Raw genomic sequence first — 24,321 nt, forward strand, 5'->3', positions numbered from 1 at the left:
TCAATAATCCATTCGTAAAGCACCGGCAAAGACAAGCTCGTATGCTTTCGCAAAGAGGAAGTACTGCTCCCCCGCCTCGTCTTTATCCGGCCCGCCCGTATGATAAAAGGCGTCTTCCCCGTCCCTCTTTTCCGACCGAAGGCCGGAAGCATCGAGAACCCTGACGAGCTGATTTGCCACCCCTTCACGGGAATCGATGAGGGTCACCCTGTCGCCGAGAACACTTTTAAACTCTTTTTCCAGTAAAAGAAAATGCGTACAGGCGAGGACAACGGAATCGATCCCCCGCTTCAGTATATCTTTCACGACGGCCTGCAAAACATCCAGCTTTTCATCTTCCGCTGCAGTGAAAAACTCGTATTCGACAAGTTCCGTGACGCGACCGGCCGGAACAATAGCCACATCACACCCTGAAGCGAATTCTTTTATCAGATTATGCAGGTACGGGTTATTGACTGTCTGCTGCGTGGCCAATACCCCGATCGTCCTCTTTTGCGAAGTAAAAGCTGCCGGCTTGACGGCGGGAACGACACCGATAAACGGTATGGAAAAGCGCTTACGGAGTTCCCCGAGTGCGACAACCGAAGCGGTATTGCAGGCGACGACCGCGCACTTCGGGTCGATCAGTGCGATAGCTGCGGCAACGGCATCGATAACCGCTTTCTTTATTTGATCTTCGGATTTTTCCCCGTAAGGGAAATGGCGTGTATCCGCCAGATAGGCAAAGCGTTCATTCGGAAGTTTCATGCGCGCACGTTCCAGATATGGAAGCCCGCCCACTCCGGAATCAAATATCAGAATCGGTTTTTGCTTATTCGCCATTTCCAAACAGCTTCTTGAACTGATCCTTTGCCTTATCCTGTTGCGTTTTTCCCTCCCCCGTGCCCTCCACCTCTTTTAATTCAAAATATGCACAGAAATTCGCTTTATCTTTTTCAATAACCTGCTCGTCGATTGTTTCCCTGCAATCCCAATATGCACCCGGACTGTAAAACCTGCAGTTCATGCATACCTTGACATCCCTTCCGCAACCGGAACATGTTGTCGAGCGAAATACTTCAATATCTTCTTCAAAGATACTTTTACAGTAATAGCACCGGTACATGTGAAAATAATATAAATAAAAAGTAAATCATTCAATAACTTGCTTGTTAATTATTGAAAAAAAAGTTACAATAGACACATGTATCCGGCAGCGATCTGTAGCAAGGAAAACTGTTCAGAGAAGACTGTTTTTAACGCCGACACATGCCAAAAACATCTCGAAAACCCTGAAGCGTATTACGAGGGGTTGAGACAATACCTTCTTGAGAACAAGATTATAAAAAACCTCGAACTTTCAGGTGTCGTCTTGAATGATATCGATCTTTCGTCAAAGGAATTGTTCTTCTGTAATTTCAGCGGCGCGCGGTTTACCAATGTCAATTTCACCCGTTCGATGATTCGCATCGTTTTTTTTGACTACGCTTTTTTCAGCAATTGCGATTTCGGGGAAGCGGATATTATGGACAGCGTTTTCGCGGGATCGGAAATAACGGATTGCAATTTCAGAAACAGTGAAGTCCTGCGATGTAATTTTATCGGTATAAACGGAAAAAATATCTGCTTCAATGATTCGGATCTCTATTCATCGCGGTTTACCATGGCATGTCTCAATCAGGTAGATCTCGAAGACTGCAATCTCAAACGAACCTTCTTCAAGAAATCCACGCTGAAAAACACGAACTTCAAATATTCGAACATAGAGGAAGCATATTTTGACGGGGCGGTACAGCAAAAATGATTGTCCCGGAAAGCGGTTCCATAACCATTCGGTGACGAAAAGGAAAAATACGGTAACATATGATATTTCATAGTCACTTTTATGCGACAACCCTTTCAAACTCGTATGTGATCGGTCCTGAAGACGGGGGTGAGGCGGTCATCATCGATCCCGGATTATTCGATACCGATATGCTTTCGATCATCGAGGGCAACAAACTCTATATCAGATATATCCTCATCACCCACGCACATGAAGCCCACATCCACGGGATCAAGACGATCTTTAAAATTTACAACGCGAAACTGTTCAGCTACCGGCATTCGATTCTCGATTATAAAACGATCAAAGTGAGAGATTTTACGAAAATCAAATGCGGCAAATTCGTCTTTGAAGTACTTGAAACACCGGGACACTCAGGGGATTCCGTCACCTATAAATTCGACAAGTTCCTCTTTACCGGCGACACGCTTCTCGCCGGATCAATCGGCCCGGTATCGGACGGATTCGCGCGCGGACTCATTCTTTCATCGATTAAAGAAAAAATCCTCTGCCTCGAAGACGATTACTTCATCTTTCCGGGACACGGACCCCCGACAAAACTGAGTATCGAGAAAAAATACAATCCCGATTTCGCTGAAACGATCTAAAGATAACTTAACCTCACGCCTTTAATAATCCCAGTTTTTCAAGGATGTCCTTAAAACGCTCCGGAAGCGGCGATATAAACTCACGGCTTCCTTTCCCGGCCGGCAAACGGATAACGAGTTTATAGGCATGCAGCATGAGAGTGGCATCCGGGAAACGCCTGTCGCGCCTGCCGTAAAGCGGATCCCCGAGAATCGGAGAGGCGATATGTTTCAAATGCACACGAAGCTGATGTGTTCTCCCCGTCCGGGGATGCAGGAGGATGACACTGTAATGACCTGATGTTTTATGAAGCCTGTACCTGGTGACGGCGCGCTTTCCGGATGATTCCGATACCTTGAAACACTTCCTGTTGAGGCTATCCCTTACGATATGGGTCTCGATCACACCGCGTTGTTCCGGCGGTTGGCCGGATGAAATCGCATAGTAGTATTTTTTTACCCTCGATTCGCGAAACTGCCGCGCGAGAAACTCGTGGGAGGAGGGATTCTTTGCGACGATGATAAGCCCCGAAGTATCCTTGTCAAGCCGGTGAACGATCCCCGGCCTCAGGTTATCGAGGTAAAAAGCCCCGGCCATCGCCCGGCAGTGAAAAAGGAGGGCATTGACCAGGGTGTGGTTCGGATTGCCGCAACCCGGATGCACGACCATGCCCTGAGGTTTATCGACGACGATCACGTTTTCATCTTCATAGACGATCGAAAGCGGTATCGCTTCGGGGACAAGTTCCGGAGGTTCCGGATCGCTATAGTAGAGTTCGAGTACGTCACCGGCCGTTACTTTTTTTCCCGGTTTTGCCTCCTTGCCGTTAAGGAGGACACTCGTTATCCTTGATTTACCCTGACTCCGCGAAAAGAGGTTCAATTTTACGGAAATATAGCGGTCGATTCTCATGCCCGATGCCGCCGGATCTTCTATTATATGGCGGATATGATTCATTTTGGATGTGCTTTTTTCCGCTTGCTTTCCCGCTGCGAACAAACGATCAGATAATCGATCACCGCGATACAGAGAGATATCGAGAGTGCGGTAACGACAATAATCGCTTTTTCTTCTATTGTATAATCCGCTTCCAGCGGAGAGCGAAGAGGCCAGGGGTAATTGACCGGATTCATATCGCTTGAAAAAAACCGGTAGAAATCATAGGCCTCGATCGCCAGAAACATTGTGAAGGGGATGGAACCGATTAATATAATCTCCGCGCGGCGGACATCCTTTAACCACTGCGGGAACTCCTCGTCAAGATATGGAGCGTAGGTTTCAGCCTTATTTTCCCCTGCCCCCTGTGATTCCTGGGAATAACACACGACGACAGATAACAACAAAACAGCAAGACATATGATCCGCTTCTTTTTCATGATCCTCACCGCCTTTCTCCGAAAAGTGCAGTCCCGATTCTAAGGAGTGTCGCCCCTTCTTCCACCGCGATCTCATAATCTGAAGACATTCCCATCGAAAGAACGCGCATGTCGAGATCGGGATACCTGCCAAGGGTTTTTTCCTGCAGGCTTTTTAGCGATGAAAAAGCGGTGCGTATTTTCTTTTCCTCCGATGTCATTGGACCGACGGTCATAAGCCCGCGAAGATCGAGATATTCGAGTGCGAGCACACGGTCGACAAGCCGGAAATAATCGTCCGTCTTTGTGACACCGAATTTTGTTTTTTCCTCTGAAGTATTTACTTCAATAAGGATATCGATCTTCGTACCGAGTTTCTTCAGATGGCCGTTTAGCACTTCCGCCGTCTCGTGTTTATCGATTGACTGGATGCAGGAAAAAAACTCTGCCGCTTTTTGGGCCTTGTTCCTCTGGAGATGACCGACAAGATGAAGTTCGCATCGTTGTAAAAGCCCCCGATATTTGAATGCCGCCTCCTGAACCCTGTTTTCACCGAACAGCTTGACCCCGCATGAAAGCGCGATTTCCACATCCGATACCGGAAAAGACTTGGTGACGGCCATAAGCCGGATGTCATCCCGATTTCTTCCGGTACGCCGACAGCCGGCGGCGATCCTTTCCTCAATCCGTTCCAGGTTGGTCTTAAACTGTTCGTTCGTCATTACATGCATGATACGTATTTAGTCGCTTTCAGGCGTTACCCCGGCGGTTGTGACTCCGGAGGCCGTCTTTCCGGCGGTTTGAAGACTTCCAGTATCCGTGCACCGACGGGGGTGCCGTCGACATTGAAGGTAAGCGAATAGACCCCTTCCTGCGGGAAAACAGCGCCGATAATCGGGAAAATGAGTTCCACGACACTCCCTGAATTTTCAACCTTGAATTTTCCGTTCCGGGCAAATATGACCTGTTGCTTTTCTTCGTAAAAAAGGTTGAGAGAAAAATCATTCTCACCATCGAGGTTTGTTACCGCGGCATAGACAAACCACGGAGGAAACGCCACAGGGAACCGCTCCGAATAAAATCGGCTGAATGTCCCGATGATCCCTTTTTTGTGATTTATCTCTTCAATAACTCTGTCCGCAAACAGTAATGCGACAAGTACCGGTTCACCCATATAGTCATCCTGATATAAATTTTCCTAGGATTATAAACCTTTTCTCTATATAGTCAAGTCTATTCATCGTGTTGAAGCCCGATATCCTTTCGTCTATTGACTTTTCGCCGTTTCTGATTTAGTGTAGAACCGTAAAAAGAGTTTATTATATTTCATTCATTTTTAAAGAAAGGCGGTGATGCTCTATGAGTGAAGCATCATGGAGTGAAAGACAAAAATCGACATTCAGAAACAAAGTGGGGCTTGCCGAAATGCTCAAGGGCGGGGTTATTATGGATGTCACCTCTGCCGAACAGGCCAGGATAGCAGAAGAAGCGGGTGCCGTCGCAGTGATGGCATTGGAACGGGTTCCAGCGGATATACGTGTTCAGGGCGGCGTTGCAAGGATGGCGGATCCTTTAAAAATAAAAGAAATACAGGAATGTGTTTCCATTCCGGTGATGGCCAAGTGCAGAATCGGTCATTTTGCGGAAGCCCAGATTCTCCAGGCGCTCGGCGTTGATTTTATCGACGAGAGTGAAGTATTGACGCCTGCGGATGAGATGTATCATGTCAACAAACACGACTTTAAGGTTCCTTTTGTCTGCGGGTGCCGCGACCTGGGAGAGGCCCTTCGCAGGATCGGCGAAGGTGCGGCAATGATAAGAACAAAAGGTGAAGCGGGATCCGGTAATGTCGTCGAAGCGGTACGGCACATGCGCGCGGTCATGGACGGTATTCGACGCCTTCAGAGCCTTGCATTTGAGGAACTCATGACGGAAGCGAAAAATCTCGGCGCCCCCTACGAGCTTGTCGTCGAGGTGGCGAAAATGGGCAAACTCCCGGTGCCCAATTTTTCCGCGGGCGGTATCGCGACACCTGCCGATGCCGCATTGATGATGCAGCTTGGCGCCGAAGCGGTCTTTGTCGGTTCGGGTATCTTCAAATCGGCCGACCCTGCCGTACGTGCAAAGGCGATCGTCAGCGCGGCCACCCACTACAATAATCCGGAAGCGCTTGCCGAAATATCGGAAGGCCTTGGAGAGCCGATGCCCGGCATCGATCTGAAACAACTCGATGAAAAGCAACGGCTTGCTTTACGCGGCTGGTAACACAGGTCGAGACGGTATCAATTGAAAACGATCGGTATTCTTGCCCTTCAGGGGGATGTGGCGAAACATGCGACAAGCATAGAAAAAGCCGGGGCACGGACCACAGAGGTCAGAAATAGCAGTGACCTCGATCGAATTTCGGGCCTCATTATTCCGGGCGGTGAAAGCACGACAATCGGCAAACTCCTGGTTCGGTTCTCGCTTCTCGAGCCGTTGCGTAAAAGAATAACGGAAGGACTCCCCGTATTCGGCACGTGCGCGGGAACGATTCTCCTTGCCGATACAATTATCAGTAAAGGGAACAAATGCGACCAGCCACACATCGGGACCATGGATATCACCGTTTCCCGAAATGCCTACGGGCCGCAGATCGAAAGTTTCGAAACGGATATCACCCTCACCTTTTCCCCGGGTGTCACGCTTCGAGCGGTTTTTATCCGGGCTCCGGTTATTGTACGGTCCGGAAAAAAAGTTGAAGTATTGGGCGTTTTCGAAAACACTCCGGTACTTCTCAAGCAGGCGAATATGCTCGCCGCGACATTTCATCCCGAACTGACAGACGATATACGGATACATGAGTATTTCTGCGCGATGACCAAAAAATAACAGGATATTAAAAAAGCCCGGTTTATTGTCATGCCGGGCTTCAAGCGAAGTACTCGGGCTGGGCGGACTCGAACCGCCGACCACACGCCCCCCAGACGCGTACGCTAACCAGCTGCGCCACAGCCCGAAGATTCCCGTGCATTATATAAGGTGAGCATGTTTTATGTCAAGTTGATCGTGGAAATGTTTCTCAAAAGTTCTCAAACAAGACAATCATCTCCCCATACCGTTATGCCCGGCAGACGTTTGCCCCGGACTTTTCTCCTGTCACTTAAGTTCGACCGGCAGTCTGCCTTCGGGTGTATAGTCGCCGGCAAGGACGGCGAACCCGGCCTTGAATGAATCCTCTCCCGTCCCATAGACGGCGATCGCCGTTTCGACCCATGGCGCTTCCCGGAGATACACCGGGGTAAGCGACGAAACGACGATGACGGATTTTCCGAATTGTCGTAATGATTTGAGTATTTCCAGACTACTCGGGTTGACGAGATGAAAGATGACGGTATCGCTGCTTCGGACAAGTTTCCCGATGGAAACACAATCATTCCGTTTCGGCGTGACTGAGGGATAATATGAGTATTCGTATGCCGCTGCTTCCGGAAAACGTCTGCGTCCTGCTTTGATAAAATCGCTGTACTGGCTGACAAGAACTATCTTTTCGTTTTTCCGGGGTTTATAGGGAACCTTCGCGTCTCTTATGATGGTAACACTCCTGCACACATGCTGAAAAACAGCCTCTTTCGATTCGGTTTCCTGAATCCTGATGATTTTCTCAACCGCGTGTTCATAATCCGGAAAAACGGGAAAAGGATGATCGCCCTTGAACGCGGCCGTTTTACATGCCAATACTCTCCGGACGGCTTCCTTAATTCTCGCTTTGAACGATCCGTCATTTTTAACAAAATGCAATAAGGAGTTCCATACACGCTCCTGAACCTTCGGGGTATGAGAGATGAGGATCATATCACACCCGGCAAGGAACGCGTTTTTGGCCGCATCGGGAATATTCTCGCCCCCCCTTCGTGCACCGTACATTTCGAGGTCGTCGGTCACTACAATACCGGTAAACCCAAGGCGTTCGCGCAGCAGAGTCTTAAGCAAAAAACGTGAAGTGGTGGCCGGAATGTGTTTCCCGGTAATTTCAGGATAAGCGATATGACCGGTCATAATTGCGGGTATCCCTTCACGAATCAGAAACCGATAGGGGACGAGTTCACGTTCCCACAGCTGTTTCTCGCTGATATTTATCTCCGGAAGGCACCCGTGGGAATCCTCCAAAGCCGCGCCATGTCCCGGAAAATGTTTTGCCGTACAGATGATTCCCGCCTTTTTCATACCGCGGTAATAGGCGAGTGCATCGAGACCCGCTGTTACCGGATCCGAAGAAAACGAACGCGGACCGATGGCGGTATTGTCCGGATTCGAATACACATCCACTGTCGGGGCGAAATTCATATTGATGCCCAAAAGCGCAAGCTCTATCCCGATATAATAACCGGTCTCAAATGAATCCGCCGGCAGGGGGCTTGCGCCCAGAGCGAGATTGCCCGGAACGGTAATCACCTCGCCAAAAATATGACGCACCCACCCTCCTTCCTGGTCTGTTGAAACAAAGAGGGGAATTCCGAACCGACGACCGGTCGCGAGCAGCTGGAGATCGTAAATATCTTTTGAAAGCGAGGTCAGATCGTCTAAATTCCGACTGAAAATCTTGAGACCGCCGAGATTACGGTGAGTGATCCATTGTTTGATGTCGTCCGAGGGGCGTTTTCCGATATAACCGAGGAAAAAGACCTGACCGAGCAATTCTTCATCCGACATGTGATCGATGATTCCCGTCGCAAGTTGCCCGGCGGGTAGATTGTCCGGGAATGAGGGTACAGCGGCCGCGCCGGTTGAACATACTGCAAGAAAAAACAAATACAGCATACGTACGGCCATCGGTATTCCATATGCCGTCACCCCGCGTACCATCAACTTATGTGCCCTCTCTTCAGGTGCATTCATGTTGCCGTACCTTCACCCTACGTACCGCCGCTCCGCACCACCTTTGTTTTCCAGGATAATCCCCGAGGTTTTCCGATCACATTGTCCTCATCGTCGATCAGGGATATGAGGCGTATATCGAATGAGGTTTTGCCGCTTTTTTTGACAATCCAGGTGATGGTACAGACATGATTATCCCGTCCGGGATTTTTCCCGAACATATCGATCCCCTTTATAACGAGTACGCCGCCGGTCCGGACGCCGGCTGAGGTGACGAATCCGTTTATCCCCGGAATCACCCCATTATTTCCCGTTTCACCATCCGGTTCGACCATCTCAGGATCATAGACAATCTCGAGTTCGTACGATGTAAGCTTCTGCGTTCCTGTGTCCATACGCAGATCGGTAATCAGGTTTCCGCTATCCGCGGATTCCTCTCCACCGGCCCCCCCCTCCACTTCGACCAGCCAGACATCGCCCGGGTTGTTGACGGGTTTGAGAAACATTGTCGTCACCGGTGGGACATAGGTAATAAAGAGAACGGCAATCAGCATTGCGACAAAAAAAGGCAATACCTGTTTGTAAATTTTCGTCAGGGGTTGTCCGAAACAGTACGAGGCGTAAAAGAGATTGAGTCCGACCGGCGGGGTGAGATAACCGAGCTGGAGGTTTGCGAGAAAGATGATGCCGAGGTGCACCGGATGGATGTTGTAGGCGACACCCAAAGGAACGATAAGGGGAACGACGACAAAAATAGCGGCATAGATGTCCAGAAAACAGCCGGTAATGAGAAGACCGATGTTGAGAAGCAGAAGGAAAACGATAGGTGACTGAATATATGTCCCGCACCATTCGACAAGTTTCTGGGGAATCTCCTGGTCGATGATATAATAGGACAGCCCCTTGGCAACCGCCATGATAATGATGATTCCCCCGATGATGGGAATCGCCTTCAGAAATACATTCGGAAGCTCCCTGATTCTGATATCTTTATAAAGGAAAACTTCAATCAGAAGGATATAAAGGACGGTAATCGCGCTGGTTCCCACCAGGGTGGTAAAGCCGCTGAAAAAACTAATCGAAACGATAAAGGGAAGCGCGATTTCCGGGAGTGAGTTCCGAAGGGGAATCAGGGTGTCTTTCGCCTTGAAGGGAATTCGTTCGATTCTTTTTTTCACCGCATGCCAGATCCCCATACAGGAGAGGGTGATCACCAACAGCGCGCCGGGAACGACGCCGCCGATAAAAAGATCCTTGATACTGATCGTCGCGGCCACACCATACATGATCACGGGAAGACTCGGGGGAAAAAGGAGGCCTACGCTCCCGGCGCCCGATAGCAGTCCGTAGCTGAAGTCTTCCCGGTAATTCCGTTTGATAAGGGCGATGGAAAGAAGCGCCCCGAGTGCCAGAATCGTCACCCCCGACGCTCCGGTAAACGTGGTAAAAAACGCGCACACGATCACGGTGACGATCGCGAGTCCGCCCGGAAGCCACCCGAGCAGTGTCCGGAACAGCCTGACAAGCCGTTCGCTTGCCTTGCTTTCGGCAAGGAGAAAACCGGCAAGGGTAAAGAGGGGAATCGCTGGGATCTCATAGCCGGAAAGAACTTCGTAGACTTCATGGGGGATATCGCTCAAAGGCAGTCCCGCGCCGGAAAACAAAAGAACGGCCAGCCCGCCCAGAACGATAAAAATCGGTGCACCGAAAATTCCCGCTGCAATGAGAATGATCGAAGCCGGCCAGATAAAGACCGACATAAAAGGATCGAAAAAGGAGTTGAACCCCTCGATAAACCCTTCCATGTTTTCATACATGGTATAATCCTCCGGGTTTATCAACAGGGATATTTCCTGTATTTCGTAGAATATAATGTGGAGTGAGAGGAATAATCCGATAAGGACACCGCTCGCGACAATGAGGGTTTCCTTGAGGTTTTTGCCCGCCTGGCGAATAAACCGGATCGTGATAATGAAAAACCCTAACGGCATAATTGCCAGAAACAAATGAACGGGAAAAATACCGACAGTTTTGCCGATATCAAACCCCGCGCGGAGGAATCGAATGGAAGCAACCGTGAGGACCGTACAGATTGCCGTCGATACGATACCCGTTCCGATCTTGATCCACGAACGGAAAGGTTCTGCGACCATTTTTATACCGATTCCCAGTGAAAGATGTTTTCCTTCCCTGGTCGTAATCATCGCCCCGAGAAAAGCAGTCCAGAGGACAAAATGCTGAATATATTCGGATGCCGCCGGAATCCCAGCGCTGAACCTGCGCAGAATGATCTCGATAAAAAGAATGAGAACGATGACAAGGAGAACGGCGATCGCCGCGTAGTTCTCGATGAGGCGGAAAATCGACTTCTTCACCGGATTATCGCTGTTTTCTGTATTCATCCAGTAACACCTTTATCATCTCATAGGCTTCCGCACCGAACTCCTCGTCGATAAGACGTTGAAAATTGGCATCGACCACCGCCTTCCATTCCCTGACAGCTTGTTCCGGTACCGGATTGACGACGAGTCCGTTCGCTTTCATGATTTCCATGACCTCCTCGTCAGTTCTCCGGGTCTCTTCGTTGAGGGTTTTTCCCGCTTCACGGGCGGCATCGAGGAGGCGCGGCCGCAATGTTTCGGGGATCTTGTCCCACGTGCTTTTCGCGATCACGATCCCCGCTATCATCGGCGCCCAGTTCATCCCGCACATGTGATTGGCGATCCCGAACCACTGGTACGCGGCAGCCGAAAGCGGTGTCGCCATGACCGTCTCGATCATCCCGCTTTGAAGCGATGTCATGACGTCGGGCATCGGTAACGGAACGGGCTTGAATCCCGCCTCTTTCCATATCTGGATCTCGTTCGTATTATCCTCCCATACCCACATCTTTTGTTCCTTGAGATCCGAGGGCCGGACAACCGGTTTTTTGGAAAAAAAATGCCCCCAGCCGGCAAACGTCCAGATAATCGGAATGAACTGCTTCTTTGTGAGTTCCTCCTCGAAATGGGGGATCATCCTTTCGAGGACATATTCGAGTTCCGCGTCATTGCGAATGAGCATGGGAACCGAAAGCGCCAAAACGCCTTTGGCGATCGTGTTCAGACCGACCGATGTAATGGCTGCCGCGTGCAGCTGTCTGAGCCGAATTTTCCTGAGCATGACGGTCTCATCTCCCACGATTCCTCCCGGATAAATTTTTACCTGGACCTTACCTCCGGAAATACTTTTCCACTCGGCCGCGAGCCGCTTCAGGCATTTATCCCAGGGTGAACCCGAAGGTGCAAGGCTGCCGATTTTTATCGTCAAGCCGAACACCTCTCCCGTAATCAGAAAAAAAAGTATCATAAGGAACAATATATGTCTTTTCATAATCAAAACCCTTCTTCACCGGTATCGTCAAGAATAAAAAAATCTTCAATATGTTCAAGCAGCCATTCAGCCTTCTGCTGCGCCAGAATATTTAGCAGACGGTTTTCCGTCTCTTCGCTTACATCGATACTCAGGACCTTGTTCAGCAATTCCCGAAACTCCCGGGGATACTGCCTCGTCACACAGACCGATGTGGCAAGGGCGAGGTGGGGCCCCGCTTTCAGACCTTCCGAATATCGAAGGGCCTGCTCGTAATGAAACCGTGCCTTTTCCTCACTCCCGCCCATTTCGGCGGGAATGCCGCCGTAATAGGAAATGAGTAATTCGTGGGGAGACCCATTGTCGTATGATTCATCCATTTCAACCACTTTCAGGATAAAACCGACCGCAACAGGGTAGTCGATCATCAACTCGACATCGAACGGATCCGTGGTCACGGCCCCAAGCCACGCGGCCCCGGCCCAGTAAAGCCAGGGGAGGTGTTTCCCCTTGATACAAGAGAGGGCTTTTTCATGATTATCTTCTGAAAAAGCGGCATAAAAATCCTTGTTCAGAATGGAAAGCGCATGCATAAGATGATGTCTGCCACGGAGATAGAGCTTCTTCGCACGGAGAAGTGCAGCTTCCTTTTTTTCATACTCATCATCCGGGAGCATTTCCGCAGGGGAAACGACATAGGCAAACGCATAGAGACAGAAGGCCTTGCCCGTTGACAGGAGAAGCTCCGTATTGTCGGGATCCGCTTCCAGAAGTGATTCGTAAAGTTTGAGGGCAAACGGGAGGGCGTCTCCGATAAGCTGCGGATCGTTGTCCCCGGTAAAGACAGTACTCTCCTCACCGGAAAGCATATCGGCGACCACAGAAACAGCCAGTCTATTGATCGAACAACTGAAACATAAAACAAGCAGCGACAAACATACGGATATTTTTGCTATTTTTATCATATTACCTCCCATAAGGATATCCATACGGGCTATCATAACAATACAATACTATTATTGTCCATCATTTTTAAGGAGTCAATTCCATATTTTTTGCCGGTTTCGCGAAATGCATGCACCCTTATTATCTTGATAACACAGTATGTCGTTATTTTCAACACCATTATTTTTTAGCCAAAGACCTTGACTCATGGCGGTATCATATCTATAGTGGGGGATACAAAATCGGTATTGACACATCGTTATATAAAAGGAGAAAACGTATGGCAAAAATGAATTTCGGCGGAGTTACCGAAACTGTCGTGACCCGCGACGAGTTTCCTCTCGCAAAAGCACAGGAGTTATTGAAAAAGGAAACAGTAGCAATCCTCGGTTATGGAGTTCAGGGGCCTGCACAGGCGCTGAATATGAAAGATAACAATATCAACGTGATCGTAGGCCAGGCAAAAGAGTTTAAAAAGGATTGGGAACGCGCATTAAACGACGGCTGGGAACCGGGAAAAACACTCTTTTCGATCGAAGAGGCGGCGGAAAAGGGGACGATTATCCAGTATCTTATTTCCGACGCAGGGCAGATGGCACTCTGGCCCAGGATCAAACCCTGTCTCAAGGAAGGTGATGCACTTTATTTTTCACACGGATTTTCGATAGTCTACAGAAAGCTTACCAATGTGGTCCCGCCTGAAAACGTCGATGTGATTCTCGTCGCCCCGAAGGGTTCGGGCAGGAGTGTTCGGGAAAATTTCCTTGACGGAAGCGGAATTAACTCGAGTTACGCGGTGCATCAGGATTATACGGGTCGTGCATTGGAACGGACGCTCGCGGTCGGTATCGGGATCGGGTCCGGTTACCTCTTTGAAACGACCTTCGAACACGAAGTCTACAGCGACCTCACCGGAGAACGGGGCGTCCTCATGGGAGCGCTCGCGGGGATCATGGAAGCCCAGTACAAGGTCCTGCGCGAACACGGCCATTCGCCGAGCGAGTCATTCAACGAGACCGTCGAGGAACTCACGCAGAGTCTCATCCGACTTGTGGGTCGGAACGGAATGGACTGGATGTACGCGAACTGCTCGGCGACCGCGCAGCGGGGGGCGCTGGACTGGCGACACGAGTTCCGTAAAGCGGTCATGCCCGTTTTCAAGAAACTCTACAAGCGGGTCATCGACGGTGAAGAAACGAAAGTCGTGCTCAAGGCCAACAGCGCACCGGATTATCAGGAAAAACTGGGGGAAGAATTACGTCAGATGAGGGAATCCGAGATGTGGCAGGCGGGGGCCGCGGTACGATCGCTCAGACCCGAGAACTGGAAAAAACAGTAAAGCGAAGGGTACCGTTAAAAGCACCCGCGACATCGACCTTTGCGCTTGAAAAACGTTAAAACCTCATATGGAAATCACCAGAATCGAGAGAATCCCGATCAGCGGGAAAGGGCGATGAAAAACGAACCGTTCGATAGAACAGCGGCGCGTCTCTCTCCCGGTTAATCCCGCATTGCTGAACGATTTTCGAACCGGATCAAGGCTTCATTTTCAAGTTTTTACTCCCGGACACCGACTATTGAGATAGGCATATGAGATTTCCATGTATTTATTATAAAGGAAAAACTCAATCGGCGCGATATTATCGATATATATTCATCCTCGTATTAATTCTGATTCCATCCGTGATACTCCCGGCATCAACATCGGCGAGTATCACCATTCAAAAGGGTGAAACGCTTTACAAAATCGCGAAAAAATACGATGTCCCTGTCGATCTCCTCATGAAATACAACAATATAGGCGATCCGACAAAAATAAAGGAAGGGACGGAAATCAAAATTCCGCACGTTCATACGATAAAGAAAGGCGATACCCTCTATAGTATTTCACGGCATTACGATGTTTCCATCAATCTCATTCTCGAATACAACCACCTTTCGATCGATACACCCCTTGCGATCGGAAGTAAAATCATTATTCCTGTCTCCTCAACGATTGAAAACGGACACGGGCATGACGACGAACGCGACGACAGTCTCCTCTGGCCCCATTCGGGGAAAAGGGAGGCGTTGCAGGGAAAATTGACCGGGGTGGCGATTTACGGCGAACCCGGAGACACCATTGTTTCGGTATCGACGGGGACGGTGGTCTGGGCGGGCCTTTACCGGGGATACGGCAGTATCGTTTTTATAAAAACGGGCAGGGATTATGTTTATGTCTATGCGGGTAACGAAAAAATACTTGTGGAAGTCGGTGATTCGGTGCATCCTTCCACCCCGCTCGGCATCCTGGGAAGAAACTCCCATGACGGAATGGCCCGTGTTTTTTTCTGTGTGTACAAAAACCGGTGGCCGATAGATCCGTCAAAAGCGCCGAGGAATTGATTTTTTTGGCATTTCCAAGTCATTTACCTTGACTTTTTTGAGTAAAAGTACTATGTTAAAATGGAAGTGGGGCTATATTATTGAATATGAAGGATATTAGACATTCACCTTCCTTCAACAATGATTATAAACCATCCCATTCACTTAAGTTTGTCGAAGACGGACAGAACAGTTACAGGGAAAGCGATCCGCTTGTTCTTTATCTCAAGCAAATCTCACAATACCCTCTTCTCACCGAACAGCAGGAAAAACAGATCGGTAAACAGATCGACAAAACACGGGAAAAGTTGAAGGAATTAAAAGCCAGAAAAGGCAGCAATCAACTGGAAGAATCACAGCTCGCGAAAAACCGCATAATTATGGAAAAAAGCCTGATCGACCTGAAAAACAGGATGATTAATTCCAATCTCAGGCTTGTAGTTTCAATAGCAAAGAAGTACCAGCACAGGGGCCTATCGTTTCTCGACCTCATCGATGAAGGCAATATCGGCCTTATCGAAGCGGTCGAACGATTCGACTATAAAAAGGGGTGCCGTTTTTCGACGTACGGCACGTGGTGGATTCGGCAGGCGATCATCAAATCGCTCGCCGACAAAGGCCGCGTCATACGAATTCCCATCCATATGCTCAATACGATCAAAAAATGCTATTTTGTCGCAAAACATTTGACACAGGAACTAGGCAGGGACCCGAGTGCGGGAGAACTCGCCGAATACATGAATCTTCCCATCACGAAAATAAAGGAAATCATGCAGCTTTCGCAGGAAACCGCGTCACTCGACACATCGGTCGACGAAGAACATATCACGAAACTTTCGGACCTGATCGAAGATATCACCTCCGACGCGCCGTTTGAAAAGGTCTTCAATATGGCGCTTCAGGACACCCTGGACAGGGTACTCAAACACCTTACGGAACGTGAAATGAAGATCATAAAACTTCGGTTCGGGCTCGAAGGCGAAGGACCCTTTACCCTCGAAGAAACCGGCAGAATGCTGGGAATAACACGTGAACGCGTGCGCCAGATACAGGAAAAAGCGATTGCCAAGCTTCGCCATTTCAAACGGATCGAAGATCTGAAAGATATTATCTAATACGGAAGGCCCTCCACTTCTCCGTTCCCCCTTATTTTCATGCTTGACTTATGAAAGCTGTCCTCTTATGATGTTATAGTATATCCCGATTGAATGACCACAGAAAGGATATGCACATGCCCGTAAAAAAAGGAAAAACAAAGGTAAAGTTGTCACCTTCGACTAACGAGTTTCAGGGGACCGACATTGCCTCGATACAGCGTTCGTTTGTCAACCACCTCGAGTATTCACTGGCCAAGGACGAGTATTCCGCGACACAACTCGATTGTTACAAAGCGATCGCCCTGACCGTCAGGGACAGGCTTATCGAACGCTGGATCGAAACTCAACAGACCTACTACCGCAAGGACGTAAAACGTATCTACTACCTGTCCATGGAATACCTCATCGGCAGGACATTGGGAAACAGCCTCATCAACCTCGGTCTTTACGATGTCGTGCAAAAAGCCATGAAAGAACTCGGGTACGACCTTGAAGAACTCCGTCACATGGAATCCGATGCGGGATTGGGAAACGGAGGACTCGGGAGGCTTGCCGCCTGCTTCATGGATTCCATGGCGACCCTCGAGCTTCCCGCCTACGGGTACGGCATCCGGTATGAGTTCGGGATCTTTTCCCAGCAGATAAAGGACGGTTACCAGATTGAAAAACCTGACCACTGGCTGCGTTACGGGAATATCTGGGAGATCGAGCGGCCCGAATACCTCTATCCGGTTCATTTTTACGGCCGCATCAATCAATATTACGACAAGGACAACAACCTGAAAACCGAATGGATCGATACACAGCAAATCATGGCAATCGCGAACGACATTCCCGTACCCGGTTACCGCAACAACACGGTGAACAACATGCGGCTCTGGTCCGCAAAGGCGACCCGCGACTTTCATTTCGAATATTTCAATCACGGGGATTATGAAAAGGCGGTTTCGGAAAAGGTGCAGTCCGAAACCATCTCCAAAGTCCTCTATCCCAACGACAATGTCAATCTGGGGAAAATGCTCCGGCTCAAACAGGAATACTTCTTTGTCTCGGCGACGCTTCAGGACATTATCAGACGGTATAAAAAAACAAACACAAAGGATTTCGGCAATTTCCCGGACAAGGTCGCGATCCAACTCAATGACACCCACCCCGCCCTCGCAATCGCCGAACTCATGCGCATCTTGATCGATATCGAGGACATCGAGTGGGGTCGTGCGTGGGAAATCACGGTCGCCACCTTTGCCTATACCAACCATACGATTCTGCCCGAAGCCCTTGAAAAATGGCCTGTCTTTCTCCTCGAACAGCTGCTTCCCCGCCACCTGCAGATCATCTATGAAATCAACTACCGTTTGTTGCAGCAGATCAGCAAAAAAAATCCGAACAATCTCGAAAAGATGCGCCGGATGTCCATAATCGAAGAAGGACAGGAAAAAAGGGTTCGTATGGCGAATCTTTCGATCATGGGGAGCCATTCCGTCAATGGCGTCGCCGAACTCCACACCGATATTCTCAAAAAGCAGATCTTCAGAGATTTTTACGAAGAATGGCCCGAACGGTTCAACAACAAGACCAACGGTATCACTCAGCGCCGGTGGCTCAGACTCTGCAATCCGGGGCTTTCAGGGCTCATCACTGAAAAAATCGGCGACCGCTGGATAACCGATCTCTATGACCTTAAAAAAATCCTCCCGTACTCAGACGATCCCGCCTTCAGGAAAGTCTTTCAGGCGGTCAAAAAACGGAACAAGGAAGAACTTGCCGCTTACATTGAACGTCACAATGGGATCGTGGTCAACCCCGATTCCCTTTTCGACGTCCACATCAAGCGCATTCACGAATATAAACGCCAGCTGCTTAATGCCCTGCACATCATCACCTTCGCCAACTGGCTGATCGAGCACGGCGACGCAGATGTGGTCCCCAGAACGATGATCTTCGCGGGAAAGGCGGCCCCGGGCTATTACATGGCGAAACTCATTATCAAACTCATAAACGCGATAGCCGAAGCGGTGAACAACGATCCCCGTATCGGCGACAAACTCAAAATCGTGTTCCTTGAAAATTATTCGGTGACCCTCGCGCAAAAAATCATTCCCGCGGCCGACCTTTCGGAACAGATTTCGACAGCGGGCACCGAAGCGTCGGGAACAGGAAACATGAAGTTCGCCTTGAACGGAGCGCTTACCATCGGTACCCTCGACGGCGCCAATGTTGAAATCAGCGAGGCTGTCGGGCGCGAAAATATGTTCATTTTCGGTATGACATCGGAAGAAGTGGAAAAACGCCGGGCTGAAGGTTATAATCCCTGGGATTGCTATCACGCGAACGCGGAATTGAAAAAGGCGATCGATATGATCAATTCCGGGTATTTTTCAAAAACAAAGGTTTACCTGTTCCGTCCCATTATCGAATCCCTGCTCGACAACGGCGACCGATACATGCTGCTTGCCGATTATCCGGATTACGTCGAATGCCAGAAAAAAGTCAGCGCCGCCTACAGGGACCGTAAACGATGGATACAAATGGCCGTCCGCAATGTGGGAAACATGGGGAGATTTTCAACGGACAGGACGATCAGGGAATACACGGAGGATATCTGGAAGGTAAAACCCATCCCGATTACCATACCCTCACATACGGGTGAGCAAGACTGATACGTCAGCCCACCGCTTCCCACAGCGCCTTCTTTTTACAATGGTGTTGCACCCTTCCATCAAAAACTTCCCGCCGTTTTGATATCATTCATAACGGCAACATCGAACGATAACGTATCCGGTCCGAAACAGGGCCGGACCGGCATCACCTGTATCGGCGATAATAAATGACGATTATCGGGGATATAAAAACAGGTCCGCCTCATGCATATTATAAATAACAGTATTTTACATAAATTTATTTACAATGGAGGTATCAATAATGAAAACCGATTCAAAAAATCCCCGGTTTTTCAGTCACCGAATACGCCCGAGGAGAAAAATCACACGCGTCTGTCTTATGTTTCTTCTGTTGCTCGTCCTCGTTCCTTATCTTTCCGCCGAGCAAAAAAAGATCGCCTTTAACGGCTCGACGCTTTCGATCGTCACCGATCCCCTTAAAGCACCCGATAATGTCACGGTCGGAGGATATGTCTGGTTCGACAAGGTCCTGAAAAAAACCGTCGATTCCTCGGGCCGTATCGTCCTCTACGGGAACATAGGGCTTCGCGTATCGCTCAATGCCGGAACCGTCAAGATATACGGAAAATATCCGGGCGCCGCCTATAAAAAAATCACCGAAGCATCCGCCCTGCTGCAGAATCCGGCAAATCCGGTCCAGGTGTTCAACAGCGGCGGCGCAATCAGCCATATGGAATGGGCATCTCCGCTGTCCGAACCGGATTTCGAACCGCAAACCACCGAAACAGGCGGGACCGTCTTCACCTTGAAGGTGGTCTATACCGATGTGCCCGGCTCCCCGATATATACCTGGTATGACATCATCGTCGAGGACACCATCCCCGGTTTGATTGCAGGCGGGATTATCGGCGACGAAGGAAACGAACGGCAGCTCGACAACTGCTATCAGATCGACGACGACGGGGAGTTGAAAAAGTATCCGGCGGACAGCGAACTGGAACAGTGGTATTTATGGAAAAGCTGGCTGGAATATGTTGGTTTTAACTGCGATGAAAGCTTACTCGCCTCATATATTCCGGACGAGACATGGTATGCCGATATAATGACAGAGGACGATCCCCTGACATCCAGCCCCTGCGATTATTCCGCATTCGTCTTTTTCGGATCGAGTGAGACGGGAACAAAAAAAACGGCCATAACCAAACCCATATTATTTTCCGAAGGAATCGATTTCGAGAACAACCTGTCATGGAGGTTTTACCTCTACAAGCTGCTGGGACGTTACGGCCTCTGGCGGACCTGCCTTGAACAGGGATACGACATCATCTTTCTCAATTACACGGATTCTCTCAAGTCCCTTCAATTCAGTGCCGAATGCGTCATCGATGTCATTGAAAAAATCAATGCGGAAAAGGTCCCGGACTCCCGGGGAATCCATAAAAACATTGTCATCGGCGGAAGTATGGGCGGACTCGTCTGCCGCTACGCGCTGAAAGTAATGGAATCAGAAGCGTACATCGATGAACAGCAGACAGTCGGAACCGGCGGTATCGTCGGCCATGATACGGAACTCTTCGTCTCCTTCGATGCACCGCAGCAGGGCGCCAATCTTCCGCTATGCCTTCAGCTTGCCATTGAAGAAATAAACAACTGTATTCCACACGAAGACCTTGCCGATTTCCGGGCAACAATGCACGCATACGCCCCTAAATCGATGCTGATAAACCATGTCAAGGGATTGATCGACGATAACTACAAAGCGGAGTATCCCTCGTATCCGCATGCATATCGCGATTGGTTTTTGAACGATCTCGAAGCCCTTCGCACAGAGGAAGACGGATCAAGCGTATATCCGCGGGATTGCAGAAGCGTCGCGATGGCCAATGGAAGCGGATACGGAAGATCACAGCATATCGACGGCTTGACCATGGGGGAGCATACATTACTTTTCGGAACCGTTATCGGCGATTTGGTTTATTTGGGTTATTCTCTGGGAGAATCACTGCCGCTGATTGTGACCGACGCTGCCAATGTTCCTGAAATTCTGTTTCCACCTCTTTTGATTACCGACTTATTTTTACACAAGACCGTCCATTATGATAAAACTCATCTCGATGACCTGATTCCCATTGACAGCTGTCCCGGATCGACCACGCCCTTTATAAAAATGTTTGCCGACGCGATCAATGATGTCGACGGATGTGCAGGTATATTTGCTTATGCCGCATACACCTTCCCCGGCGTCACCTACATGCCCACGGTAAGCGCACTCGATATCAGGCACATGGATGGAACCCCCTGGAATGTCAACGGTAACCTCTCAGAAATCCCCAACATCCTTAACAAAACCGCTTTCTACGACATCAGATGGGAACCCGATAACAACGACCATGCTTCTATATCACCTCAATGTGCCAATTTCCTTTTGAAATACGTATCATTGACCGAACTTGACACCCTCGGCGGGCATATCGGCGACGGCGACGTCTACCCGCCGGACAATCCTGACGGTATCCTCACCGCTTTTGACATAGAAGCGATCCGGGATTATATCGATGAAGCGCCCGGTTCGGATTTCACCGCCATGCAACTGCTGCGGGCCGACGCCAACAATGACGGGTATCTTTCCGTCCACGATATCGCGATTCTGGAAAACTCGATCGCGTGCGACATGAACGGGAACAAAGCCGGAAAATACATAGTGGGCGATCTCGACAATAACATGATAATAAACGAAGACGATCTTGCCGCGCTGCAGACACTCCTTGAGACCCCAGGCGCCGTCTCGTATCCACCCTTAACCGTCGAACAGGTACTTGCCGACGTAAACGGCGACGGCTTCACGAATGAAGACGATACGGTCTGTCTCGAGAATTTCCTGTTGGAAAGCCAATTGAATACCGGTATCGAGTTGTTATCCGAAATCGAAAACTGCAGGCGCATCTGGTTCATTCCCCCGCTTCTGCCGTCTGTCGGAGAACTGGATTGACCTGATCGGTATAAGTAAAAGCCGAAGTGTAAAGCCGCCCGCTCAAGCGGGCGGCTTTTTTATCGGGCGGCCTTTCCGCGCGCAGAATGGCCGTTATTTGCCGAGGTCGAGGAGTTCCAGCATCGCCTCCCCGTAGCGCTTTCCGATTTCACGCTGGCCTTCGAGATCGAAATGAAACTGGTCCACCCCGTTGAGCCCTTCCGCCGAAACAACCCTCGAATTGCTTATCCGGTCGGGCACCCGCTGGATGATCCGGTTATGGCCCGCGCACGGACCTTTGTAATAGAGTTCGCCCGCAACGAAAGGAATGTCGCCGGTTTCGAGATCGTTCCGCAGGTTCGTCACCATTTCATCCACCTTGTCCAGCCAGACCGATTGTCCCGCGTCCGATTCCCCCTGGTGGAAGACGATGCCGGCGATCCGCCCTGCCTTCTGCGCGAGCCGCGCGCGCTCGATCACCCATTCATAGGCGCCGTCCCAGTGATTATCCGGCGGAATCCTGAATTCCTTCCGTCGTTTGGAAACCACGCCCTTTCGAAAAAAATCGATATCCACCCCGGAGATTCCGCAGGGGACAAGAGCGATCGAATATTTCTCCGAAAGCCCTTTGATAAGTGTTTTCGCAAAATAATCTCCGATTCCGACACCGAGTGAAGAACTGTGCAGGGGCGGGGTTGCGATATACCACTGATCGTACAGGCGTTTCTGCCGCGGTGAGTTCTGATAGGCGAGGACAAAGATCCGCGGATTTTCTTCCATATCCACGGCTTCCGGTTTCGGGACCCCTTCCATATTCGACTGACCGATAAGCAGGAAAACGAGCCTGTTCGGGTCGTAATCCAGATCAATACCTTTCATATTTTCATTCGTGACGGAGCGTTTCGTATCCTGAACCGGTTCCTTTCCCTTCCCTGATTGGGTCACGCACGCGAAAATGGTGACCATGATAAGGATACACACAGGAACCAGGACGGTCAATATCGTTTTAATCGCATTCTTTTTCATTTTATCCTCCATTAAAATTTAAAGACATCCAAAAAAATTCTAAAACCACCTTGATTATAATACATGCAAATCCGGTTGTGATTAATTAAAATTTTATTATTTAACCGTGATGAAAGCGAATATGCTGCCATCGACAACTACATAACGGGGCGGCGGGTAAACGCGACATGGAGGGCTGTAGAGAAAAACTACGGATGAACGCCGGATGTGTGGGGATGTAAATGGGGGAAGCAGGGGGGGCGATGTGTTTTTAAAGCCGAAGTATCCAGAATGGTGAATAATGGGTAGTATGGAGAGAGATTAATTGATTTCGACCCGGTAGATGCCGGATTATCATAAACAATTGTCGTAATTTCATTCGAGGGGTTTGTTGTAATTTCTTCTCCTCAACACTCCATCGCTTAAATATTTTCTCAAATTCTTCAAAGACTCTATTACCATATCTCTCCACCATTGCCAAAAACAACTCCAGCAACCCCCTCAAAAGCTGCGCGATACTATAACAATTCAAATCCGCATGCAGCAGCTTTATCTTCCGGTACACATCTTCAGGAAAATAAACGTGCACATGTTCCCGGCATTCATCGGGATCATCCGAGATCGCCCGATACCGGCTCATTCGCTGTTTTCCCCATTGATGTTCCATTATAATCAAAGGATCGACAATGGACACAATCCCGACAATGACACCGGATAACGAACCCCTCGAACCGCACAAGGTCAGATTAGTCAGCTTCTCTCTCATTATATCCGTCATTACAAAATGGAATTCATGCGGGGCTGCTTTTTTCATGTAACACTCCTTTTCTATTTCGGTCATACATTTTATAACGCTTAAAAAGTACGTGCTGCTTTGTTTTTTTTTATAAAAGAGATAAAAACCCAAAAGAATCTTAATATTGACATAGGCACACAGAGAAAAATTTTTAATTCGCTTTAAATCGCCCCGGCTTTACCATCCACTCTGTGCGCTTCGTGGGCTCTGTGAGAAATTTCTTTTATTATATTATTTAGCATGAACTGAATAATTGAACCGTTATTAATCATGTCCCTGTGAATGGAGACACCTTGTCAATTCACGAAACATAATATATACATTGGTAAAAAATTTTGATCACCTCTCTTTGGCCTCTGTGCTTCCCCTTGCATCTCGGAAACCAAAAGCTTCACTGTCACGGTATGGAACCGTCCGCATTATTCCTTCTCTCCCATCCTCCCTCCCCGGTATCATCCCCCTGACACCCTTACAAAAAAACCCCGCCGGACGAACGGCCCGGCGGGGTTCGAAGATGTGAGTTGTATATATTTTTTACGGAGCCATTTTCACTTCAGCAACCGAATGGAG

Annotated in this window: 21 protein-coding genes and 1 tRNA gene; 9 read left to right on the forward strand and 13 right to left on the reverse strand. The window is 49.2% G+C overall.

Annotation, left to right across the window (positions count from 1 at the left end; genetic code table 11):
* Together murI and JW881_07835 are read right to left on the reverse strand one after the other, a co-directional pair.
* Positions 1 to 822, reverse strand: coding sequence for a glutamate racemase (gene murI, locus JW881_07830; protein MBN1697408.1), 822 nt, complete (start codon positions 820 to 822; stop codon positions 1 to 3).
* Complete coding sequence (locus JW881_07835) at positions 812 to 1,105, reverse strand: hypothetical protein (protein ID MBN1697409.1); 294 nt, start codon at positions 1,103 to 1,105, stop codon at positions 812 to 814. The genes murI and JW881_07835 overlap by 11 nt, the downstream gene beginning before the upstream one ends.
* Before the next feature lie 78 nt (positions 1,106 to 1,183).
* On the opposite strand from JW881_07835, the gene JW881_07840 reads away from it, so the two are divergent.
* The gene (locus JW881_07840) at positions 1,184 to 1,783 is read left to right on the forward strand and encodes a pentapeptide repeat-containing protein (protein MBN1697410.1); all 600 of its coding nucleotides are present in this window, start codon (positions 1,184 to 1,186) and stop codon (positions 1,781 to 1,783) included.
* 59 nt (positions 1,784 to 1,842) lie between these two features.
* Complete coding sequence (locus JW881_07845; GenBank protein ID MBN1697411.1) at positions 1,843 to 2,412, forward strand: MBL fold metallo-hydrolase; 570 nt, start codon at positions 1,843 to 1,845, stop codon at positions 2,410 to 2,412.
* Between the two features lie 13 nt (positions 2,413 to 2,425).
* On the opposite strand, the gene JW881_07850 is transcribed toward JW881_07845, so the two are convergent.
* From JW881_07850 to JW881_07865, 4 genes are read right to left on the reverse strand one after another with little or no spacing between them, the layout of a single operon-like run.
* A complete protein-coding gene (locus JW881_07850; GenBank protein ID MBN1697412.1) occupies positions 2,426 to 3,349 on the reverse strand; it encodes an RluA family pseudouridine synthase in 924 nt (307 codons plus the stop codon).
* Positions 3,346 to 3,768, reverse strand: coding sequence for a hypothetical protein (locus tag JW881_07855; GenBank protein ID MBN1697413.1), 423 nt, complete (start codon positions 3,766 to 3,768; stop codon positions 3,346 to 3,348). Before JW881_07855 ends, JW881_07850 begins: the two co-directional genes overlap by 4 nt.
* 5 nt (positions 3,769 to 3,773) lie before the next feature.
* On the reverse strand, positions 3,774 to 4,469 hold the full coding sequence (locus JW881_07860) for a YggS family pyridoxal phosphate-dependent enzyme (protein MBN1697414.1): 696 nt from the start codon (positions 4,467 to 4,469) through the stop codon (positions 3,774 to 3,776).
* Between the two features lie 35 nt (positions 4,470 to 4,504).
* Positions 4,505 to 4,921 carry a hypothetical protein gene (locus JW881_07865; protein MBN1697415.1) on the reverse strand — a complete coding sequence of 139 codons (417 nt, stop codon included), beginning with the start codon at positions 4,919 to 4,921 and terminating at the stop codon, positions 4,505 to 4,507.
* Between the two features lie 185 nt (positions 4,922 to 5,106).
* On the opposite strand from JW881_07865, the gene pdxS reads away from it, so the two are divergent.
* A complete protein-coding gene (gene pdxS / locus JW881_07870) occupies positions 5,107 to 6,012 on the forward strand; it encodes a pyridoxal 5'-phosphate synthase lyase subunit PdxS (GenBank protein ID MBN1697416.1) in 906 nt (301 codons plus the stop codon).
* Between the two features lie 30 nt (positions 6,013 to 6,042).
* On the forward strand, positions 6,043 to 6,618 hold the full coding sequence (gene pdxT / locus JW881_07875) for a pyridoxal 5'-phosphate synthase glutaminase subunit PdxT (protein ID MBN1697417.1): 576 nt from the start codon (positions 6,043 to 6,045) through the stop codon (positions 6,616 to 6,618).
* Positions 6,619 to 6,671: 53 nt separating this feature from the next.
* Here the strand turns inward: pdxT and JW881_07880 are convergent.
* The 5 genes from JW881_07880 to JW881_07900 all read right to left on the reverse strand — a co-directional run bounded on the left by JW881_07880 (position 6,672) and on the right by JW881_07900 (position 12,932).
* Positions 6,672 to 6,745, reverse strand: a tRNA-Pro gene (locus JW881_07880).
* A 140-nt stretch (positions 6,746 to 6,885) separates the two neighbouring features.
* Complete coding sequence (locus JW881_07885; protein ID MBN1697418.1) at positions 6,886 to 8,625, reverse strand: glycoside hydrolase family 3 protein; 1,740 nt, start codon at positions 8,623 to 8,625, stop codon at positions 6,886 to 6,888.
* A 17-nt stretch (positions 8,626 to 8,642) separates the two neighbouring features.
* Positions 8,643 to 11,006 (reverse strand): TRAP transporter large permease subunit, encoded by a 2,364-nt coding sequence (locus JW881_07890; GenBank protein MBN1697419.1) that lies wholly within the window; start codon positions 11,004 to 11,006, stop codon positions 8,643 to 8,645.
* Positions 10,984 to 11,976: a TRAP transporter substrate-binding protein DctP gene (gene dctP, locus JW881_07895; protein MBN1697420.1), complete on the reverse strand. Its 993-nt coding sequence runs from the start codon at positions 11,974 to 11,976 to the stop codon at positions 10,984 to 10,986. Before dctP ends, JW881_07890 begins: the two co-directional genes overlap by 23 nt.
* Positions 11,977 to 11,978: 2 nt before the next feature.
* Positions 11,979 to 12,932 (reverse strand): TRAP transporter TatT component family protein, encoded by a 954-nt coding sequence (locus JW881_07900; protein ID MBN1697421.1) that lies wholly within the window; start codon positions 12,930 to 12,932, stop codon positions 11,979 to 11,981.
* A 248-nt stretch (positions 12,933 to 13,180) separates the two neighbouring features.
* Between JW881_07900 and ilvC the strand changes: the two genes are divergently transcribed.
* The 5 genes from ilvC to JW881_07925 all read left to right on the forward strand — a co-directional run bounded on the left by ilvC (position 13,181) and on the right by JW881_07925 (position 21,971).
* Positions 13,181 to 14,239: a ketol-acid reductoisomerase gene (gene ilvC / locus JW881_07905; GenBank protein ID MBN1697422.1), complete on the forward strand. Its 1,059-nt coding sequence runs from the start codon at positions 13,181 to 13,183 to the stop codon at positions 14,237 to 14,239.
* Positions 14,240 to 14,490: 251 nt separating this feature from the next.
* The gene (locus JW881_07910; GenBank protein ID MBN1697423.1) at positions 14,491 to 15,285 is read left to right on the forward strand and encodes a LysM peptidoglycan-binding domain-containing protein; all 795 of its coding nucleotides are present in this window, start codon (positions 14,491 to 14,493) and stop codon (positions 15,283 to 15,285) included.
* An 86-nt stretch (positions 15,286 to 15,371) separates the two neighbouring features.
* Positions 15,372 to 16,379, forward strand: a complete 1,008-nt coding sequence (locus JW881_07915) for a sigma-70 family RNA polymerase sigma factor (GenBank protein ID MBN1697424.1) — start codon at positions 15,372 to 15,374, stop codon at positions 16,377 to 16,379.
* 116 nt (positions 16,380 to 16,495) lie between these two features.
* Positions 16,496 to 19,021 carry a glycogen/starch/alpha-glucan phosphorylase gene (locus tag JW881_07920; protein ID MBN1697425.1) on the forward strand — a complete coding sequence of 842 codons (2,526 nt, stop codon included), beginning with the start codon at positions 16,496 to 16,498 and terminating at the stop codon, positions 19,019 to 19,021.
* A 262-nt stretch (positions 19,022 to 19,283) separates the two neighbouring features.
* Positions 19,284 to 21,971: a hypothetical protein gene (locus JW881_07925; protein ID MBN1697426.1), complete on the forward strand. Its 2,688-nt coding sequence runs from the start codon at positions 19,284 to 19,286 to the stop codon at positions 21,969 to 21,971.
* Positions 21,972 to 22,064: 93 nt separating this feature from the next.
* On the opposite strand, the gene JW881_07930 is transcribed toward JW881_07925, so the two are convergent.
* Both JW881_07930 and JW881_07935 read right to left on the reverse strand, forming a co-directional pair.
* Complete coding sequence (locus JW881_07930; GenBank protein ID MBN1697427.1) at positions 22,065 to 22,976, reverse strand: hypothetical protein; 912 nt, start codon at positions 22,974 to 22,976, stop codon at positions 22,065 to 22,067.
* 250 nt (positions 22,977 to 23,226) lie between these two features.
* Complete coding sequence (locus tag JW881_07935) at positions 23,227 to 23,769, reverse strand: hypothetical protein (GenBank protein ID MBN1697428.1); 543 nt, start codon at positions 23,767 to 23,769, stop codon at positions 23,227 to 23,229.
* Positions 23,770 to 24,321 lie beyond the last annotated feature (552 nt).

The sequence above is a fragment of the Spirochaetales bacterium genome, from assembly GCA_016930085.1.
GTDB lineage: Bacteria > Spirochaetota > Spirochaetia > SZUA-6 > JAFGRV01 > JAFGHO01.

Coding starts and splice junctions, on each gene's coding strand:
- murI (MBN1697408.1), bottom strand. CDS start 822: ATGGCGAATAAGCAAAAACCGATTCTGATATTTGATTCCGGAGTGGGC.
- JW881_07835 (MBN1697409.1), bottom strand. CDS start 1,105: ATGTACCGGTGCTATTACTGTAAAAGTATCTTTGAAGAAGATATTGAA.
- JW881_07840 (MBN1697410.1), top strand. CDS start 1,184: ATGTATCCGGCAGCGATCTGTAGCAAGGAAAACTGTTCAGAGAAGACT.
- JW881_07845 (MBN1697411.1), top strand. CDS start 1,843: ATGATATTTCATAGTCACTTTTATGCGACAACCCTTTCAAACTCGTAT.
- JW881_07850 (MBN1697412.1), bottom strand. CDS start 3,349: ATGAATCATATCCGCCATATAATAGAAGATCCGGCGGCATCGGGCATG.
- JW881_07855 (MBN1697413.1), bottom strand. CDS start 3,768: ATGAAAAAGAAGCGGATCATATGTCTTGCTGTTTTGTTGTTATCTGTC.
- JW881_07860 (MBN1697414.1), bottom strand. CDS start 4,469: ATGACGAACGAACAGTTTAAGACCAACCTGGAACGGATTGAGGAAAGG.
- JW881_07865 (MBN1697415.1), bottom strand. CDS start 4,921: ATGGGTGAACCGGTACTTGTCGCATTACTGTTTGCGGACAGAGTTATT.
- pdxS (MBN1697416.1), top strand. CDS start 5,107: ATGAGTGAAGCATCATGGAGTGAAAGACAAAAATCGACATTCAGAAAC.
- JW881_07885 (MBN1697418.1), bottom strand. CDS start 8,625: ATGAATGCACCTGAAGAGAGGGCACATAAGTTGATGGTACGCGGGGTG.
- JW881_07890 (MBN1697419.1), bottom strand. CDS start 11,006: ATGAATACAGAAAACAGCGATAATCCGGTGAAGAAGTCGATTTTCCGC.
- dctP (MBN1697420.1), bottom strand. CDS start 11,976: ATGAAAAGACATATATTGTTCCTTATGATACTTTTTTTTCTGATTACG.
- JW881_07900 (MBN1697421.1), bottom strand. CDS start 12,932: ATGGGAGGTAATATGATAAAAATAGCAAAAATATCCGTATGTTTGTCG.
- ilvC (MBN1697422.1), top strand. CDS start 13,181: ATGGCAAAAATGAATTTCGGCGGAGTTACCGAAACTGTCGTGACCCGC.
- JW881_07910 (MBN1697423.1), top strand. CDS start 14,491: ATGAGATTTCCATGTATTTATTATAAAGGAAAAACTCAATCGGCGCGA.
- JW881_07915 (MBN1697424.1), top strand. CDS start 15,372: ATGAAGGATATTAGACATTCACCTTCCTTCAACAATGATTATAAACCA.
- JW881_07920 (MBN1697425.1), top strand. CDS start 16,496: ATGCCCGTAAAAAAAGGAAAAACAAAGGTAAAGTTGTCACCTTCGACT.
- JW881_07925 (MBN1697426.1), top strand. CDS start 19,284: ATGAAAACCGATTCAAAAAATCCCCGGTTTTTCAGTCACCGAATACGC.
- JW881_07930 (MBN1697427.1), bottom strand. CDS start 22,976: ATGAAAAAGAATGCGATTAAAACGATATTGACCGTCCTGGTTCCTGTG.
- JW881_07935 (MBN1697428.1), bottom strand. CDS start 23,769: ATGAAAAAAGCAGCCCCGCATGAATTCCATTTTGTAATGACGGATATA.